At 66.1% G+C, this 14,953-nt stretch carries 15 protein-coding genes; 13 read left to right on the top strand and 2 right to left on the bottom strand.

The genetic code is table 11. From position 1 onward, the window contains the following. Positions 1 to 316: 316 nt before the first annotated feature. Positions 317 to 2,455, top strand: a complete 2,139-nt coding sequence (gene acpA, locus RR42_RS02255; RefSeq protein WP_043343516.1) for an acid phosphatase — start codon at positions 317 to 319, stop codon at positions 2,453 to 2,455. 169 nt (positions 2,456 to 2,624) lie between these two features. Here acpA and RR42_RS02250 read toward each other — a convergent pair whose 3' ends face one another. Next, the gene (locus RR42_RS02250; protein ID WP_043343513.1) at positions 2,625 to 3,377 is read right to left on the bottom strand and encodes a GntR family transcriptional regulator; all 753 of its coding nucleotides are present in this window, start codon (positions 3,375 to 3,377) and stop codon (positions 2,625 to 2,627) included. Between the two features lie 159 nt (positions 3,378 to 3,536). On the opposite strand from RR42_RS02250, the gene RR42_RS02245 reads away from it, so the two are divergent. The 5 genes from RR42_RS02245 to RR42_RS02225 all read left to right on the top strand — a co-directional run bounded on the left by RR42_RS02245 (position 3,537) and on the right by RR42_RS02225 (position 8,023). Further along, positions 3,537 to 3,818 carry a UxaA family hydrolase gene (locus RR42_RS02245; protein WP_006159396.1) on the top strand — a complete coding sequence of 94 codons (282 nt, stop codon included), beginning with the start codon at positions 3,537 to 3,539 and terminating at the stop codon, positions 3,816 to 3,818. Positions 3,819 to 3,860: 42 nt separating this feature from the next. Further along, positions 3,861 to 5,036: a UxaA family hydrolase gene (locus tag RR42_RS02240; RefSeq protein WP_043343509.1), complete on the top strand. Its 1,176-nt coding sequence runs from the start codon at positions 3,861 to 3,863 to the stop codon at positions 5,034 to 5,036. Beyond that, entirely contained in the window at positions 5,036 to 5,971 is a 936-nt protein-coding gene (locus RR42_RS02235; RefSeq protein WP_043343506.1) for a hydroxyacid dehydrogenase, read from the top strand. Before RR42_RS02240 ends, RR42_RS02235 begins: the two co-directional genes overlap by 1 nt. Beyond that, a complete protein-coding gene (locus RR42_RS02230) occupies positions 5,968 to 6,972 on the top strand; it encodes an Ldh family oxidoreductase (RefSeq protein WP_043343502.1) in 1,005 nt (334 codons plus the stop codon). Before RR42_RS02235 ends, RR42_RS02230 begins: the two co-directional genes overlap by 4 nt. Before the next feature lie 67 nt (positions 6,973 to 7,039). Continuing rightward, complete coding sequence (locus RR42_RS02225; protein ID WP_043343500.1) at positions 7,040 to 8,023, top strand: tripartite tricarboxylate transporter substrate binding protein; 984 nt, start codon at positions 7,040 to 7,042, stop codon at positions 8,021 to 8,023. 27 nt (positions 8,024 to 8,050) lie between these two features. Here RR42_RS02225 and RR42_RS02220 read toward each other — a convergent pair whose 3' ends face one another. Beyond that, on the bottom strand, positions 8,051 to 8,992 hold the full coding sequence (locus tag RR42_RS02220) for a LysR family transcriptional regulator (RefSeq protein ID WP_043343499.1): 942 nt from the start codon (positions 8,990 to 8,992) through the stop codon (positions 8,051 to 8,053). A gap of 202 nt (positions 8,993 to 9,194) precedes the next feature. On the opposite strand from RR42_RS02220, the gene RR42_RS02215 reads away from it, so the two are divergent. The 7 genes from RR42_RS02215 to RR42_RS02185 all read left to right on the top strand — a co-directional run bounded on the left by RR42_RS02215 (position 9,195) and on the right by RR42_RS02185 (position 14,927). After that, complete coding sequence (locus RR42_RS02215) at positions 9,195 to 9,908, top strand: succinate dehydrogenase/fumarate reductase iron-sulfur subunit (RefSeq protein WP_043343496.1); 714 nt, start codon at positions 9,195 to 9,197, stop codon at positions 9,906 to 9,908. Next, the gene (locus RR42_RS02210; protein ID WP_043343495.1) at positions 9,905 to 10,258 is read left to right on the top strand and encodes a succinate dehydrogenase; all 354 of its coding nucleotides are present in this window, start codon (positions 9,905 to 9,907) and stop codon (positions 10,256 to 10,258) included. Before RR42_RS02215 ends, RR42_RS02210 begins: the two co-directional genes overlap by 4 nt. Beyond that, positions 10,255 to 10,608 (top strand): succinate dehydrogenase, cytochrome b556 subunit, encoded by a 354-nt coding sequence (gene sdhC, locus RR42_RS02205; protein WP_043343493.1) that lies wholly within the window; start codon positions 10,255 to 10,257, stop codon positions 10,606 to 10,608. Before RR42_RS02210 ends, sdhC begins: the two co-directional genes overlap by 4 nt. Positions 10,609 to 10,673: 65 nt before the next feature. After that, complete coding sequence (locus RR42_RS02200) at positions 10,674 to 11,669, top strand: Bug family tripartite tricarboxylate transporter substrate binding protein (RefSeq protein WP_043343490.1); 996 nt, start codon at positions 10,674 to 10,676, stop codon at positions 11,667 to 11,669. A gap of 41 nt (positions 11,670 to 11,710) precedes the next feature. Next, positions 11,711 to 12,586 (top strand): fumarate hydratase, encoded by an 876-nt coding sequence (locus RR42_RS02195; RefSeq protein ID WP_043343487.1) that lies wholly within the window; start codon positions 11,711 to 11,713, stop codon positions 12,584 to 12,586. A 2-nt stretch (positions 12,587 to 12,588) separates the two neighbouring features. Then, positions 12,589 to 13,203, top strand: coding sequence for a fumarate hydratase C-terminal domain-containing protein (locus tag RR42_RS02190; RefSeq protein ID WP_043343483.1), 615 nt, complete (start codon positions 12,589 to 12,591; stop codon positions 13,201 to 13,203). Next, positions 13,200 to 14,927, top strand: coding sequence for an L-aspartate oxidase (locus RR42_RS02185; protein WP_043343479.1), 1,728 nt, complete (start codon positions 13,200 to 13,202; stop codon positions 14,925 to 14,927). The genes RR42_RS02190 and RR42_RS02185 overlap by 4 nt, the downstream gene beginning before the upstream one ends. Positions 14,928 to 14,953 lie beyond the last annotated feature (26 nt).

The following is a 14,953-nucleotide window of genomic DNA, read 5'->3' as shown; positions in this document are numbered from 1 at the left end:
GCCACGCTATTGTCCTGAGTCTGAAATTCGTTGAAGAAATAAGTTGCCCGAGAAGGCGTGCGAGCCTAGGAGCGAAGCGCAGCAAGGCTGGTGCCTTGCGAGCATTCGTGACGACGGATCGTGCGTCTTATCGGGCGACTTACTCAACGAATTTGTGATTCGGGACACTAGCACGCGTGCATGACAGCGACGTGTCATGCGTGGCGGATATCTTTCTCTCGTCCCGGCGCCATCATCAATCTGACATGGAGCGGCGCGAGAATCGCGCGGCTGTCCCAAAAAAACCGCCTTACACATAACGAAAAAAGGATATTCCATGCGCCGAGCCTTAAGACTTTATCCCCTCGCAGCGGTAGCCGCCGCCACCATGGCCGCCTGCGGCGGCAGCGACTCCACTGCTGCCCTCACCACCTCGGGCGTGGTGACCGGCAGCTATTTCGAGCACGCCAAGGTCTGCATCGATGCCAACAACAATGGCAAGTGCGAAAGCACGGAGACCAGCACCTACACCGACAAGAACGGCGCCTTTACGCTCACCGGCCAGGGCGCGATCACCGCCGAGATCGGCAGCGACGCCTTCCGCAACGATGACACCGGCGGCCACGCAGCCGTGACCCGACCGCTGGTGTTCCGCGCACCGGCCAGCGCCAACGGCGTGATCAGCGCCATCACGACCGAACTGGTCGCGCTCATGGAGTCCAACGGTGGCGACCTCACCGCGGCCGAGGCACGTCTGGCCGCACGCATCGGCGTGACGGCGGACAAGCTGCTGGCCGACCACAACAAGGAAGCCGACAAGGCCATCAAGGCGACCCTGCAGGCGGAGATCGATCAGACCATCGACCTGATCGCCGACTCGGTAGCCGGCGGCGGCGACATCGCCCACGCGCTGCGCGACGGCGTCGCCAAGCGGGTCGCCCTCGACAACATCAAGACCGTGGTGGTGATCTATGCCGAGAACCGCGGCTTCGACAATCTCTACGGCCTGTTCCCGGGCGCCAACGGCATTCCCGGCGTGAACCCCGCCTCGACCGGCACCGTCGAGCCGCAGAAGGACTTCGACGGCTCCGTGCTGCCGGTGCTGCCGCCGACCTGGGGCGGGCTCACCGCGGCAGGGCAAGCCGTGCAGCTGCCGCAGGCCAGCACCGCCAACTGGGCGAACAAGCCGTTCCAGATCGACACCCCGCTCGCGTCTGGCGGCGTCAACGGCAGCGGCGTGGAAATCTCGCAATCCGTCACCACACGCGATCTGGTGCACCGCTTCTACAACAACCAGATGCAGATCAACGGCGGGAAGAACGACAAGTACGCCGCGTTCTCGGACGCGGGCGGCCTGTCGATGGGCTATTACGACGGCAGCCAGATGCAGATGTGGCAGCTCGCCAAGCAATATGTGCTGGCCGACAATTTCTACATGGGTGCCTTTGGTGGCTCGTTCCTGAACCACCAGTACCTGATCTGCGCCTGCGCGCCGCAGTACCCGAACGCCGACGCGGCCACCTCGCCGGCCAAGGCCTCGATCTCCGCGATCGACGTCGACGCCAACGGCAACTTCGTGCGCCTGACCCCCGGCACCGGCAACCCCGCCTCGGTCCTCTCCGGCAAGGCGGTGTACCAGAACGACAGCACGCTGACGCCCAAGGACGCCAGCGGCATGTTCTACGCGGTCAACACCATGCAGCCGGACTACCAGCCGAGCGGCAACAAGCCCGCCGCCACCGATGCCACGGGCCTCTACGCCGACCCCACCAAGGCGACCACGCTGCCGCCGCAGACCCAGGCCACCATCGGCGACCTGCTGAACGCGCGCGGCGTGAGCTGGGCCTGGTACGCCGGTGCCTGGGCCAAGGCCACGCAGGACCCGACCGCCATCTACAACAACACCGTGCCCAACTTCCAGGCGCACCACCAGCCGTTCAACTACTACGCCAACTTCGACCCGGTCACCCAGGCCGCCAACCGCAGCGCGCACCTGAAGGACTTCGACAGCCAGTTCCTGCAGGACGCCGCCGCCGGCAACCTGCCTGCGGTCACCTTCTACAAGCCGCAGGGCAACCTGAACCAGCACCCCGGCTACGCAAGCGTGGCCGACGGCGACAAGCATATCGCCAGCGTGATCGCGCAGCTCCAGCAGAGCCCGCAGTGGAAGAACATGCTGATCCTCGTCACCTACGACGAAAACGGCGGTTTCTACGACCACGCGCAGGTGCCCACCGGCGACCGCTGGGGCCCGGGCACGCGCATCCCGGCGATCCTGGTGTCGCCGTATGCGAAGAAGGGCTTTATCGACCACACGCAATACGACACGGCCTCGGCGCTGCGCTTCATCACCCGCCGCTTTGTCCTGCCGACCCTGCCGGGCCTGCAGCAACGCGATACCGCCCTGCTCGCCAACAAGGGCAAGGCCATGGGCGACCTGACCAACGCGCTGGACTTCACGGCCATGCCGCACTGAGCGCGGATGAAGGCCCGAGGCATTAGCCGAAGCCGGAGGATAGGCCAAGGCCGCCTGCAATGACGAAGGCAGTTGCTCCCTCTCGCACAAGCGCAAGAGGGAGCAAACCGCCTTCGAAGCTGGCTCCGAGGTTAAGCAGTTACAGCCATACCGCGCGGCGTACCGCCAATCAGCTCTCTTCCTTCGGCATCTGCGACACGATGAACTCGTGCTCCTCCGTGTTCAACGTCGACACCCGCCACTCCACCGGCTGCCGGTGGTAGGAAAACGCCACGCGGTGAATGCGCATCAGCGGCGCGCCCGGCTCCACGCCGAGCAATGCCTGCTCCCGCTCCGTGGCCAGCACCGAGCGCAACCGCTCCTCGGTCTGGATCACGTTGACGCCAAACGCTTCCTGGTAAAAGTTGTACAAGGTGTTGGGCCGGCCGCGTAACTGCGCCTCGGTCAGCCCGGCAAACAGCCGCTCCGGCAGCACGATGTCGTCGATCATCACCGGCCGCTCATCCAGCGACAGCACGTTGGTTAGCTGAAACGCGCGCGCGCCGGCCTCCAGCCCAAGCAGCGTGCACACACTCTTGTCGGCCTTGATCTTGCGGAACGACTCCAGCTCCACGGTCGGGTAGCCGCGATGGCCGTCGAGGTGGGCCACCTTGAAGAAGCGGAAGAAATGATCGTCGCGCCGGTGCGTGGCCACGAAGGTGCCCCGCCCCTGGTGCCGGATCAGCAGGTTTTCCGCCACCAGTTCGTCGATGGCCTTGCGCAGCGTGCCGATCGACACGCCGAAGCGTTCGACCAGCTTCTTCTCCGACGGTATCGCCTCGCCGGGTTTCCATTCGCCATCGGCCAGCGCCTGCAATGCATGCCGTTTCACGTCCTTGTAGAGGACGCCACCGGGCGCGGGGATATCTCGTAGGTTGCTCATGGCTTGATGCTTTCTTTGGATAGTTGGAATGTACCAGAGATTAACTCATACAACTCATACATATGACATAGTTGACACAAATGAATTGAGAACCTATCCTTTGTTCCATCGGTTGCCGCTCACCGCATGCTGCGCCGTAACAAAAACCAAGGAGGAGCAATGATTCACGTAGTGCTGCACGATGCAAAAGACACGGTCGCCGTAGCGGTGGTCGAGGGGATCGAGGCCGGGACCGAGCTGAACGCCTGGATCATGGACGAGGACAAGGTCATCACGGTGGTTGCCAAGCAGCCCATTCCGATTGGCCACAAGGTCGCGCTGCGCGACATGGAAGTGGGCCAGACCGTCTTCAAGTACGGCATCGACATCGGCAAGGTGGTTGCGCCCATCACGGCCGGCGACCACGCCCACGTCCACAACATCAAGACCAAGCGCTGGTAAGCCGCGCCCCGTCCCCCAAAACCACATACCGAGAAAACATCCATGTCCGTCATCGACAACCAGACCACCTTCCGGGGCTATCGCCGCGACAACGGCCGCGTCGGCGTGCGCAATCACGTCATCATCCTGCCGCTGGACGACCTCTCCAACGCCGCTGCCGAAGCCGTTGCCGTCGCCATCAAGGGCACGATGGCGATCCCGCACCCGTACGGCCGCCTGCAGTTCGGCCCCGACCTCGACCTGCACTTCCGCACCCTGATTGGCGCGGGCAGCAACCCCAACGTGGCGGCCGTGGTGGTGATCGGCATCGAGGATGGCTGGACCAAGAAGGTGGTGGACGGCATCGCCAAGACCGGCAAGCCGGTGGTGGGCTTTGGCATCGAAGGCCACGGCGACCACGACACCATCATGCGAGCCTCCAAGGCCGCCAAGGAATTCGTGCAGTACGCCACCGGCCTGCACCGCGTGGAGTGCCCGATCAGCGACCTGTGGATCTCGACCAAGTGCGGCGAATCCGATACCACCTCCGGCTGCGGCGCCAACCCGACCGTGGGCAACGCCTTCGACAAACTGCATCCGCTGGGCACCACGCTGGTATTCGGCGAGACCTCTGAGCTCACCGGCGGCGAGCATATCGTGGCCGCGCGCTGCGCCAACGACAAGGTGCGCGACGACTTCATGAAGATGTTCAACCGCTACCAGGGCATGATCGACCGCTGGAAGACCACCGATCTGTCCGAATCGCAGCCGACCAAGGGCAATATCGCCGGCGGCCTGACCACGATCGAAGAGAAAGCGCTCGGCAATATCCAGAAAATTGGCAAGAAATGCACCGTGGACGGCGTGCTGGACAAGGCCGAAGAGCCGACCGGTCCCGGCCTGTGGTTCATGGACTCGTCCTCGGCCGCGGCGGAAATGGTCACGCTGTGCGCGGCGTCGGGCTATGTCGTGCACTTCTTCCCGACCGGCCAGGGCAACGTCATCGGCAACCCGATCGTGCCGGTCATCAAGCTGTGCGCCAATCCGCGCACCGTGCGCCTGATGAGCGAGCATATGGACGTGGACTGCTCGGGCCTGTTGCAGCGCGAGCAGACGCTGGACCAGACCGGCGACAAGCTGCTCGAATGCATGATGGCCACCATCAACGGCCGCTGGACCGCCGCGGAAGCGCTGGGCCACCGCGAGTTCGTGCTCACGCGCATCCACGAGTCCGCCTGATGAAACAGGTCTGCATCAGCGAGTTCATGGACGCCGATGCCGTGGCGGTGCTGGACGCTTGCGTCCGGCTGCGCTACGAACCGGGCTGGGTCGACCAGCGCGATGCCCTGCTCGGCGCCTTGGCGCAGACCGATGCGCTGATCGTGCGCAACCGCACCCAGGTCGATACCGAACTGCTCGACGCCGCGCCCGCGCTGCGGGTGGTCGGCCGGCTTGGGGTGGGGCTGGACAATATCGACGTCAAGTCCTGCGAGGCGCGTGGCATCCGCGTGATTCCGGCCACCGGCGCCAACGCGCGCTCGGTGGCCGAGTATGTGGTCACGACCGCGCTGATGCTGTTGCGCGGCGCCTATCAGAGCGACGCGGCCATGGTGGCGGGAAAGTGGCCGCGCGCGCGCCTGTCGGAGGGCCGTGAGGCACTCGGCAAGACGCTCGGCCTGATCGGTTTTGGCGATATCGGCCGGCTGACCGCGCGGCTTGCGCAGGCACTGGGCATGCAGGTGGTGGCGCACGACCCCGCACTGCCTGGCGATCATCCGGTGTGGCGCGATACCGGCGTGGAGCCGATGAAGCTGGAGGCACTGCTGGCCAGCGCGGATGCGGTGAGCCTGCATGTGCCGCTGGTGCCGGCTACGCGCCATCTCATCAATGCGGAGCGCCTGCGCGGCATGAAGCGCGGCGCGGTCCTCGTCAACACCGCGCGCGGCGGCGTGGTCGACGAGACTGCGCTGGCGGCGGCGCTGCACGAGGGATTGCTGGCGGGCGCCGCGCTCGATGTCTTCGAAGCGGAACCGCTAGGTGCGGGCGGTATCCTGGCGCACGCGCCGAACCTGGTGCTGACGCCGCATATTGCCGGCGTCAGCTTCGAGGCCAATGTGCGCGTGTCCATGATGATTGCGGACGCAGTCAAGAATGCATTGGGAGTGCAGAGATGACCGCCTTTCGGGCAGAAGAACTGGAACAACTCGCCGCGAACGCGCTGAGAAGCGCGGGTGCCAGCGCGGCGCAGGCAGGCCCCACCGCGCACGCGCTGGTGCAGGCCGACCTCGCCGGGCTGCCGTCGCACGGGGTCTCGCGCGTGCCGATGTATGTGGCACACCTGCGCCACCAGCGCGTGAACGGGGACGCTCAGCCCACGGTAGCGCGACAGACGCCCGGCACCACGCTGATCGACGCGCAAGGGGGCTTCGCCTTTCCCGCCTGCGCGCAGGCGGTCTCGGCCGCCATCGCCAGCGCCCGCGAATGCGGCATTGGCGCCGGCGTGGTGACCAACAGCCACCACGCCGGCGCTGTGGCCCTGCATCTGGACCCGGTGGCGCAGGCTGGCATGATCGGCATCGCCATGGGCAATTCGCCAGCCGCCATGCCGGCCTGGGGCGGGCGCACGCCGCTGTTCGGCACCAATCCGATCGCGGCCGTGTTTCCTCGCCGGGATGCCGCTCCACTGGTCATCGACCTGTCGCTCTCGGAGGTCGCGCGCGGCAAGATCATGGTCGCCGCCAAGCAAGGCAAGCCCATCCCGCTGGGCTGGGCGCTCGATGCCGATGGCAAGCCCACCACCGATGCGCAGGCCGCGTTGCGCGGATCGATGCTGCCCGCGGGTGGCGTCAAGGGTGCGATGCTCGCCTTGCTGGTGGAGACATTGATCGTGTCGCTCGCCGGCGCCCACTTCGGCGCGGAAGCCGATTCCTTCTTCGAGGACGCCGGCAACCAGCCACGTATCGGCCAGTTGTTCCTGGCCTTCAATCCGGGCGGCTTCGCAGGCGATGCCGCCTATCATGCCCGCCTCGAAGCCCTGATCGCTGCCATGCTGTCGGACAGCGGCACCCGCCTGCCCGGCACACGGCGCATCGACGCGCACGCCAAGGCGCGCGAGCACGGCATCGAGATCCCCGAAGCACTGGAAAAGGAGTTGCGCAAGCTAGCTCAAGCCTGACCAAAGACTGACCGCACCGCATCCACGGCGCCCGCCAGAAGGCGCCGGTCCCACCAAAGGAGACACCATGCATTGCACCTTCCTCCGGCGCATAGCCGCCCCGTCGCTGTTTGTGCTCACGCTGCTTGCCGGACCGGCCGCAGCCAGCAGCACACCCGCAGCCTTCCCGGCCAAGCCGGTCCGCTATGTCGTTCCGTTTGCGGCAGGGGGCCTCACCGATATCTCGGCGCGACAGGTCGGCCAGTACCTGGCAGAGGAATGGAGGCAGCCGGTGGTAGTGGAGAACAAGCCCGGCGGCAATGCGAATATCGGTGCCGAGCAGGTCGCCCGCGCCAGCGCCGACGGCTACACCTGGCTGGCGGTCACGCTGGCGCATTCATCCAACGTCACGCTGTTTCCCCGCCTGTCATTCAATATGCAGAAGGACCTGGTGCCGGTGGCGCGCATCGCCTCGTCGCCGATGATGGTGGTGGTGCCTGCCAGCTCGCCGATCAAGTCGCTGAAGGTTCTGGCGGAAGCGGCGCGCAAGGGCCACCTGACCGCCGGCTCCAGCGGCAACGGCACGCCGCCGCACCTGGCGCTGGCGCTGTTCGAGCGGATCACCAAGACCACCATCACCCACGTGCCCTACAAGGGCGGCACGCCATCCATGACCGACCTGATCGGCGGCCAGATCGACGTGGTGTTCTCCAACTTCCCTGAATCGCTGCAGAACGTCAAAGGTGGCAAGCTGCGCGCCTTGGCGGTGACGACGCGCGAGCGCCATCCGCTGATGCCGGATGTGCCGACGGTGGCCGAAGCCGGCTTTCCCGATCTCATCGTGGAGAACTGGACGGGCCTGATGATGCCCGCCGGCACGCCGCAAGCCGTGATCGACAAGATCGGCAACTCGGTGACCAGCATGCTGGAGGTGAAGGGCGTGCGCGAGCGCATCATCGCCAGTGGATTCACGCCGGCACCGATGGCCAGCGCGGCGTTCACCACCTACTTCAATGGCGAAGTGACACGCTGGGCCAAGCTGATCAAGGAACAGGACATTCACGCCGACTAAGGCACGCGGCGCTTGCGCCTTCAGTCTTCAGTCTTCATCAAGAGGCGGCGTACCCATTGGTGCGGCCTCCGGCGGCCCGCCGCCGCGAATCGCACCGCTTTGCCGGAAATATCCCTTGATGACATCCGTAAATGCCAGGCGTGCATGCGTCGTGCGTTCCAGCAAGCCAACGCGGCGCCGCACGTCGACACCGTCGAGCGGCACCAGGCGCAACAACCTGTCGCCCTCCCAGGTGACGTTGGCCAGCTGCGGCACGATGGACACGCCGAAGCCCTGCCGCACCAGTTCGATGATCGCCTCGTTCGAATTCAGCTGCATGCTCTCGTTCACGGTCACGCCGCACTGGTCCAGCACCTCCTGCACCAGGTTGCCGGTCCACGTGCCCGGCTCGAAACGGATGAATGGCGCCTCGGCAAGCATCTCGCGGCTATCGTCCGGCAGGAAGAAATGCGGGTGGCGCGGCACGATCAGCACCATCGGCTCGGTATATAGCTCGGTCCACACCAGATTCCTTGCCAGCGGGCGCGGCGAGCGCGTGACCACGGCGGCATCCAGGTCGCCGTGTTCCACCTTGAGTGCGAATTCGGCTGAGAGGCCGGCGAAGAGCCGCACGTCCAGGCGCGGGTGCTCCTGCTTGATCGCCCACAAGGCGTCGGCGAACGCGCCCATCAGCACCGACACCAGAGCACCGATCGCCACCGTTCCGGAGAGGCCATCCTCTCGTCCGGAGGCAAGTGCTTCATATCGCTGCACCAGCGCTTCGAGTTCCGGCACCAGCGCGCGGCCGGCGGGATTGAGAATCGCCGCGCGCGCATTGCGGTCGAACAGCTGGCAGTTCAGGTCTTCTTCCAGCGCGCGGATCTGCAATCCGACCGCGGCGGGCGTCAGCCCGATCTGCTTGCCCGCCGCCGCGAACGTCCCACACCGTGCCACGGCGAGGAACGTCTTGAGGGTGCGGATGGAAGGCATTGCGGCTCCGGGATGGCAGTGCGGGGAAAGCGGTCGCGCCAGGTCCGGCGCGCGCGAAGAGAAAGAAATTCTTTATCTGGACAAGAGAATTACTAGCTTTTTGCTTGCCGCGCAATCCGGAACAATACGAGCGGACCGCCCGTATCGACAAGCCCCGCAGACACCGCAGCGGCGCACCGAAAACCCTCCCCCAATCGATCCCATGACTACTCTCAACGTTCGTGTATGGCGCGGCAACGAGGACGGCCAATTCGCCTCCTACCAGGTGCCGCGCAGCGCCAGCCAGACGGTACTGGACGTGGTGACCTACATCCAGCGTCACCTCGAGCCGGACCTCGGCTACCGCTTCGCCTGCCGCGTCGGCATGTGCGGCTCATGCGCGATGACCGTCAACGGCAAGGCGCGCTGGAGTTGCCGCACGCACGTCGCCAAGGTCGTGCAGGGCGACGCACTCGAGATCGCCCCGCTGTCGAACCTGCCCGTCATCAAGGACCTTGCCACCGACATGACGGCCTTCTTCGACAAGTGGGCCGCCGCCAAGGGGCAGTTCAAGGGCGCCGCCACGCGCCACGACGCATTCGCCAGCGTCGAGCCCGCCTCCCCCGCGCGCAAGGCCGCGGATGCCGGTATCGAGTGCATCGGCTGCGGCGTCTGCTACGCCTCTTGCGATGTGGTCGGCTGGCGCCCCGATTATCTCGGCCCGGCCGCGATGAACCGCGCGTGGACGCTGGTCAACGATGTGCGCGACGTGGTGGGCACCGAACGCCTGCGCGCCGTTGCGGGCGACGCCGGCTGCCACAGCTGCCATACGCAGGGCTCCTGCACCGAGCGTTGCCCCAAGCAACTTGCGCCGACGGCGGGCATCGCCGGACTCAAGCGCATTGTCGCCAAGGCCGCCATCAAGGGGGAGCTATGAACATGGCCATTTCGGTCGGTACCCAGGCCAGGCTGTGGTACTGGCAGCGCATCAGCGCCATGGTGCTGGCGCTGTGCGTGGTGGGACATCTCATCGTCATCATGGTCGCCGTGCGTGGCGGACTCTCCGGTGCCGAGGTGCTGGCACGCACGCGTGGCAACTGGGCCTTCGGCGTCTTCTACACCTGCTTCGTACTGGCCTGCACGGTGCATGTGCCTATCGGCCTGATGCGGGTGGCAGAGGAATGGCTGGCATGGCGTGCGCGCAGCGTGGTGACGGCGGCATGGCTGTTTGCCGCCGTGCTGGGATTGGCAGGCCTGCGCGCCGTCTACGCGGTGGTGATGCCATGAAGAAAAACGACATGCGCGCGCGCAACCATGCCGCCTATTGTGCCTTCCTGATCCACCGGCTTTCCGGCCTCGCGCTGGCGCTGTTCCTGCCAGTGCATTTCTGGGCGCTCGGCCATGCCATCCGGGGCGAGGCAGCGCTCGACGGCTTCCTGAAACTCACCGACAACCCGCTGTTCAAGGCCGCTGAGTGGGGACTGGTGATCCTGCTCTCGCTGCACATGATGGGCGGCATCCGGCTCCTGCTGATCGAGTTCCGGCCGTGGACGGGCCTGCGCAAGGACTGGGTTGCACTCAGTCTCGGCGCCGGGTTGTGCACCGGGCTGGCCTTCATGCTCTCGCTGTTTTCGTAGGTTCGCAACGATGAGCGCCGCCGGCTGAAGTGGCGCCATTCCCACAACACCAAAGGAGACCACCCATGACGCTTTCCCCGAAGTCCACGAGCCGCCGGCGCTGCCTTGCGCTCTGCCTTGGCACGGCCGCAGTGCTTGCGGCCGGCAGCGCGCAGGCGGATGCATGGCCGACTCGCCCGGTCACCATGATCGTGCCGTTCGCCGCAGGCGGCAGCACGGATGTGCTCGGCCGCGTGATCGGGCAGAAGCTGAGCGAGATGTGGAAGCAGACCGTGGTGGTCGAGAACCGTCTGGGCGCGGGCGGCGCCGTGGGCGCGCAGGTCACCGCGAAGGCGGCGGCCGACGGCTATACGATGATGCTGGCCTCGGGCAGCATGTTCACCGTCAACCCGTTCATCTATCAGCGGCTGCCCTACAGCGCCAAGGACTTCACCTTTATCACCAACGTGGCCAGCGGCCCGATGCTGGTCGTCGTCAACCCCGGTGTGCCGGCCAAGAACCTGAAGGAACTGATCAGCCTGGCGAAGTCCCAGCCGGGCAAGCTCAATTTCGGCTCCGCGGGTACCGGCAGCCAGGTGCACATGGCGGGCGAGGCCTTCGCCGATGCCGCCGGCATCGACATCGCGCACGTGCCTTACAAGGGCGAATCGCTGGCCTACAACGACCTGATGGCGGGTCAGCTGCAGCTGATGGTGGGCAACATCGCGGCGGCCTCGCAGTTTGTGAAGGGTGGCAAGCTACGCGCGCTCGCGGTCACCGGCACCGAGCGCTCGCCCATGCTGCCCGACGTGCCGACTGTGGCTGAGGCCGGCCTCACCGGCATGGAGAGCGTGACCGGCTGGTTCGGCTTCGTGATGCCGGCAGGCACGCCACCGGCGATCGTCAGCAAGGTGCAGCAGGACACGGTCAAGGTGCTGGCGGATCCCGATACCCAGGCACGGCTGCTCGCACAGGGCATGAAGCCGGTCGGCAACACGCCGCAGCAACTAGGCGCGGCCATCGCCACGGAATCGCAGCGATGGGAAAAGATCGTCAGGAACCGCAACCTGACGGCCAACTGAGCGCCAGCCAGACACATCCAAGCCGAGCATCGAGGACAGGCATGAACATTGATCTCTCCCTACTGGAAGACGCGGCCAGGGAACTGTACATCCGCGCGCTGAAGATACTGCCGCCTGACGTCAAGGACGGCATCGCGCAACTGCAGGAGAACGAAACCTCCGCCACCGCGCGCAGCGTCCTGGCCACCATGAGCAAGAACATCCGCATCGCGCAGGAGACCGACAACCTGCTGTGCCAGGACACCGGCGTGCCGATCTACAACATGACGATCGGCACCGGCATCGCGGTCGACGGGCGTGCGTTCAAGCAGGCCATACGCCGCGGCTGCGAGCGCGCCACGCGCGAGCACCCGCTGCGCTCTTCCGTGGTACATCCGCTGACCCGCAAGAACAACCACACGTCTTGCGGCATCGAGGTGCCGGTGATCCACATCGACTTCGACGACACGCCCGGGCGCATGACGCTGGCGATGGTGCCCAAGGGCAGCGGCTCGGAGAACAACTCCTTTCTCAAGATGGCGATCCCCGCCGAAGGCATGGATGCCATCAAGACCTTCGTCATCGACAGCGTGATCGCCGCCGGCGGCAAGACTTGCCCGCCGACCATCGTCGGCGTGGGCCTGGGCGGCACATCGGACCTGTGCGTGGCGCTGGCCAAGCGCGCTGCGACTCGCGCGCTCGGCACGCGATGCGCGGACCCGGACGGCGCCGCGCTCGAAGCGGAACTGTCGCGGGCCGTGAACCAGCTCGGTGTCGGCCCGCAGGGCCTGGGCGGCGATGCAACCGCCTTCGCGGTGCATATCGAACTGGCCTCGACGCATATCACGATGAACCCCATTGCCGTCAACATGCAGTGCCATTCCGCGCGGCGCGCTTGTGCCACCTTCACCGCTGACGGCATCAGCTACGGATTCTGACCATGGCGCACTACGAGCTCTCCACGCCCGTGACGGAGGCACAGATCCGTCAACTGCGCGTCAACGACACGGTGACCTTGCAGCGTACGCTGTTCGGCATCCGCGACGCCACCCAGATCCATATGTTCGACCGCGGCCGCACGACGCGCCTTGATCTCCGCGGCCACGCGGTCATCCATACCGCGCCCAATGTGCGCAGGGTGCCGGCCTGCCCGGAGCATCCCGCCGGCTACCAGCCGATCTGCATCGGCACCACCACCTCCGACCGCATGGAGCGCTTCACCCGGCCGCTGATGACGCGCAATGGCGTACGCATGATCGTCGGCAAGGGCGGCATGCGTGAAAGCTCGCTCGATGCATTCCGCGAGTTGGGCGGCGTGTACCTGGCAATCATCGGCGGCACGGCGGCGCTGGAGACCACGTGGATAGAGCAGATCGAGGATGTCGATCTCGACGACCTCAATCCCGAATCGCTGTGGCGCTTCCGCATCCGCGATTTCGGCCCGCTGCTGGTGGCCATGGACAGCCACGGCAACAGCCTCTACACCGCCGTCAAACAGAACACCGCGGACCGGCGCGCCGCCGTGCTGGCCAGCCTGGGAGTGGCAAAGCCATGAAGACCATCGAGCGACTGCAGACTGATGTGCTGATCCTCGGCTCCGGCGGCGCGGGCCTGTTCGCCGCGCTGCATGCGCACCAGCAGGCGCCGGAACTGTCCATCACCGTGGCCGTGAAAGGGCTGCTGGGCAAGTGTGGCTGCACCCGCATGGTCCAGGGCGGCTACAACGTGGCGCTGGCGCAGGGCGACTCCGTCGAGCGCCATTTCATGGACACCGTGGAAGGCAGCAAGTGGCTGTCCGACCAGGACCTGGCGTGGACGCTGGTCACCAAGGCGGTCGAGCGCATCCACGAACTCGAGAACGAACTGGGTTGCTTCTTCGACCGCAACCCGGACGGCACGGTCCACCAGAAGGCATTCGCCGGACAGACCTTCGACCGCACCGTGCACAAGGGCGACCTGACCGGCATCGAGATCATCAACCGCCTGGCCGAGCAGGTCTGGAGCCGCGGCATCAACCGGCTCGAAGAACACCGTGCCGTCGAGCTGATCAAGACGCCGGACGGCAAGTCGTTATCCGGCGTGCTGATGATCGACATGCGCAGCGGCGAATTCGTCTTCGTGCAGGCCAAGGCCGTGCTGCTGGCCACGGGCGGCGGGCCGACCATGTACAAGTTCCACACGCCCTCGGGCGACAAGAGCTGCGACGGCCTGGCGATGGCGCTGCGCGCCGGCCTGCCTCTGCGCGATATGGAGATGGTGCAGTTCCATCCCACCGGACTGCTGGCGGGCAAGGACACGCGCATGACCGGCACCGTGCTGGAAGAAGGCTTGCGCGGCGCTGGCGGCTACCTGCTCAACGGCGACAAGGAACGCTTCATGCACAACTACGATCCGCGCGGCGAACGAGCCACGCGCGACATCGTGTCGCGCGGCATCTATGCCGAAATGCGCGCGGGCCGGACCTCACCCAACGGCGGCGTGTATATCCAGATGGGGCACCTCGGGCCCGACAAGGTGCGCAAGCAGTTCAAGGGCATGGTCGAGCGCTGCGGCGACTGCGGCTTCGACCTCGCCGGCGATCTCGTCGAGGTGGTGCCCACCGCGCACTACATGATGGGCGGCGTGCAGTTCCGCCCCGACTGCGGCACGGAGCTGCACGGCCTGTTTGCCGCCGGCGAGGACACGGGCGGCGTGCATGGCGCGAACCGCCTGGGTGGCAACGGCGTCGCCAACTCAACCGTGTTTGGCGGCATCGCCGGCGACAGCATGGCCGCCTGGACGCGGCAGAACAACGTGCCGCGCGCGCCCGACGAAGCCGCGATCGCCGCTGCCATCGCCGCCATGGAAGCGCCGTTCGGCAAGCCGGCGGGCAGCCTGGAGCCGATCCGCGAGGCGCTGTTCGACTGCATGTGGGAGCACGTCGGCATCATGCGCACGCGCGACGGGCTGCTGCTGGCCCGTCAACGCCTGGCGGAACTGGGGCAGGCGCTGAAGGCAACCGGCGTCGCCGACGGCCATCGCGCGTTCAATGTCACGTGGCACGACTGGATGAACCTCAACAGCCTGATCGTCGTCAGCCAGGTCATCGTGGAAGCCGCCCTGTCCCGCGAGGATTCGCGCGGTGCGCATTTCCGCGAGGATCACCCGGCCACCGGCGACCTGCCCGGGTCCAGCTTCACCGTGGTGCGCCAGCGCGACGGCAAGCTGCAGCTGACCCGCTCTGCGGTGCAATTTACCCGCGTGACTCCGGGGCAGACGATCCTGGAGGGAGCTGCCTGATGTAGCGCGTAGGTGAAGGAGACCCA

This window comes from Cupriavidus basilensis, assembly GCF_000832305.1.
GTDB lineage: Bacteria > Pseudomonadota > Gammaproteobacteria > Burkholderiales > Burkholderiaceae > Cupriavidus > Cupriavidus basilensis_F.
Note: the sequence above shows the minus strand (reverse complement) of the source record. Positions and strands in the feature narration are given on the sequence as shown.

Bases quoted from the DNA above. Each gene is read 5' to 3' on its own strand.
- RR42_RS02185 (WP_043343479.1), top strand. From the start codon at position 13,200: ATGAAGACCATCGAGCGACTGCAGACTGATGTGCTGATCCTCGGCTCC.
- RR42_RS02235 (WP_043343506.1), top strand. From the start codon at position 5,036: ATGAAACAGGTCTGCATCAGCGAGTTCATGGACGCCGATGCCGTGGCG.
- RR42_RS02210 (WP_043343495.1), top strand. From the start codon at position 9,905: ATGAACATGGCCATTTCGGTCGGTACCCAGGCCAGGCTGTGGTACTGG.
- RR42_RS02225 (WP_043343500.1), top strand. From the start codon at position 7,040: ATGCATTGCACCTTCCTCCGGCGCATAGCCGCCCCGTCGCTGTTTGTG.
- RR42_RS02220 (WP_043343499.1), bottom strand. From the start codon at position 8,992: ATGCCTTCCATCCGCACCCTCAAGACGTTCCTCGCCGTGGCACGGTGT.
- RR42_RS02240 (WP_043343509.1), top strand. From the start codon at position 3,861: ATGTCCGTCATCGACAACCAGACCACCTTCCGGGGCTATCGCCGCGAC.
- RR42_RS02230 (WP_043343502.1), top strand. From the start codon at position 5,968: ATGACCGCCTTTCGGGCAGAAGAACTGGAACAACTCGCCGCGAACGCG.
- RR42_RS02195 (WP_043343487.1), top strand. From the start codon at position 11,711: ATGAACATTGATCTCTCCCTACTGGAAGACGCGGCCAGGGAACTGTAC.
- RR42_RS02250 (WP_043343513.1), bottom strand. From the start codon at position 3,377: ATGAGCAACCTACGAGATATCCCCGCGCCCGGTGGCGTCCTCTACAAG.
- RR42_RS02215 (WP_043343496.1), top strand. From the start codon at position 9,195: ATGACTACTCTCAACGTTCGTGTATGGCGCGGCAACGAGGACGGCCAA.
- sdhC (WP_043343493.1), top strand. From the start codon at position 10,255: ATGAAGAAAAACGACATGCGCGCGCGCAACCATGCCGCCTATTGTGCC.
- RR42_RS02190 (WP_043343483.1), top strand. From the start codon at position 12,589: ATGGCGCACTACGAGCTCTCCACGCCCGTGACGGAGGCACAGATCCGT.
- acpA (WP_043343516.1), top strand. From the start codon at position 317: ATGCGCCGAGCCTTAAGACTTTATCCCCTCGCAGCGGTAGCCGCCGCC.
- RR42_RS02245 (WP_006159396.1), top strand. From the start codon at position 3,537: ATGATTCACGTAGTGCTGCACGATGCAAAAGACACGGTCGCCGTAGCG.
- RR42_RS02200 (WP_043343490.1), top strand. From the start codon at position 10,674: ATGACGCTTTCCCCGAAGTCCACGAGCCGCCGGCGCTGCCTTGCGCTC.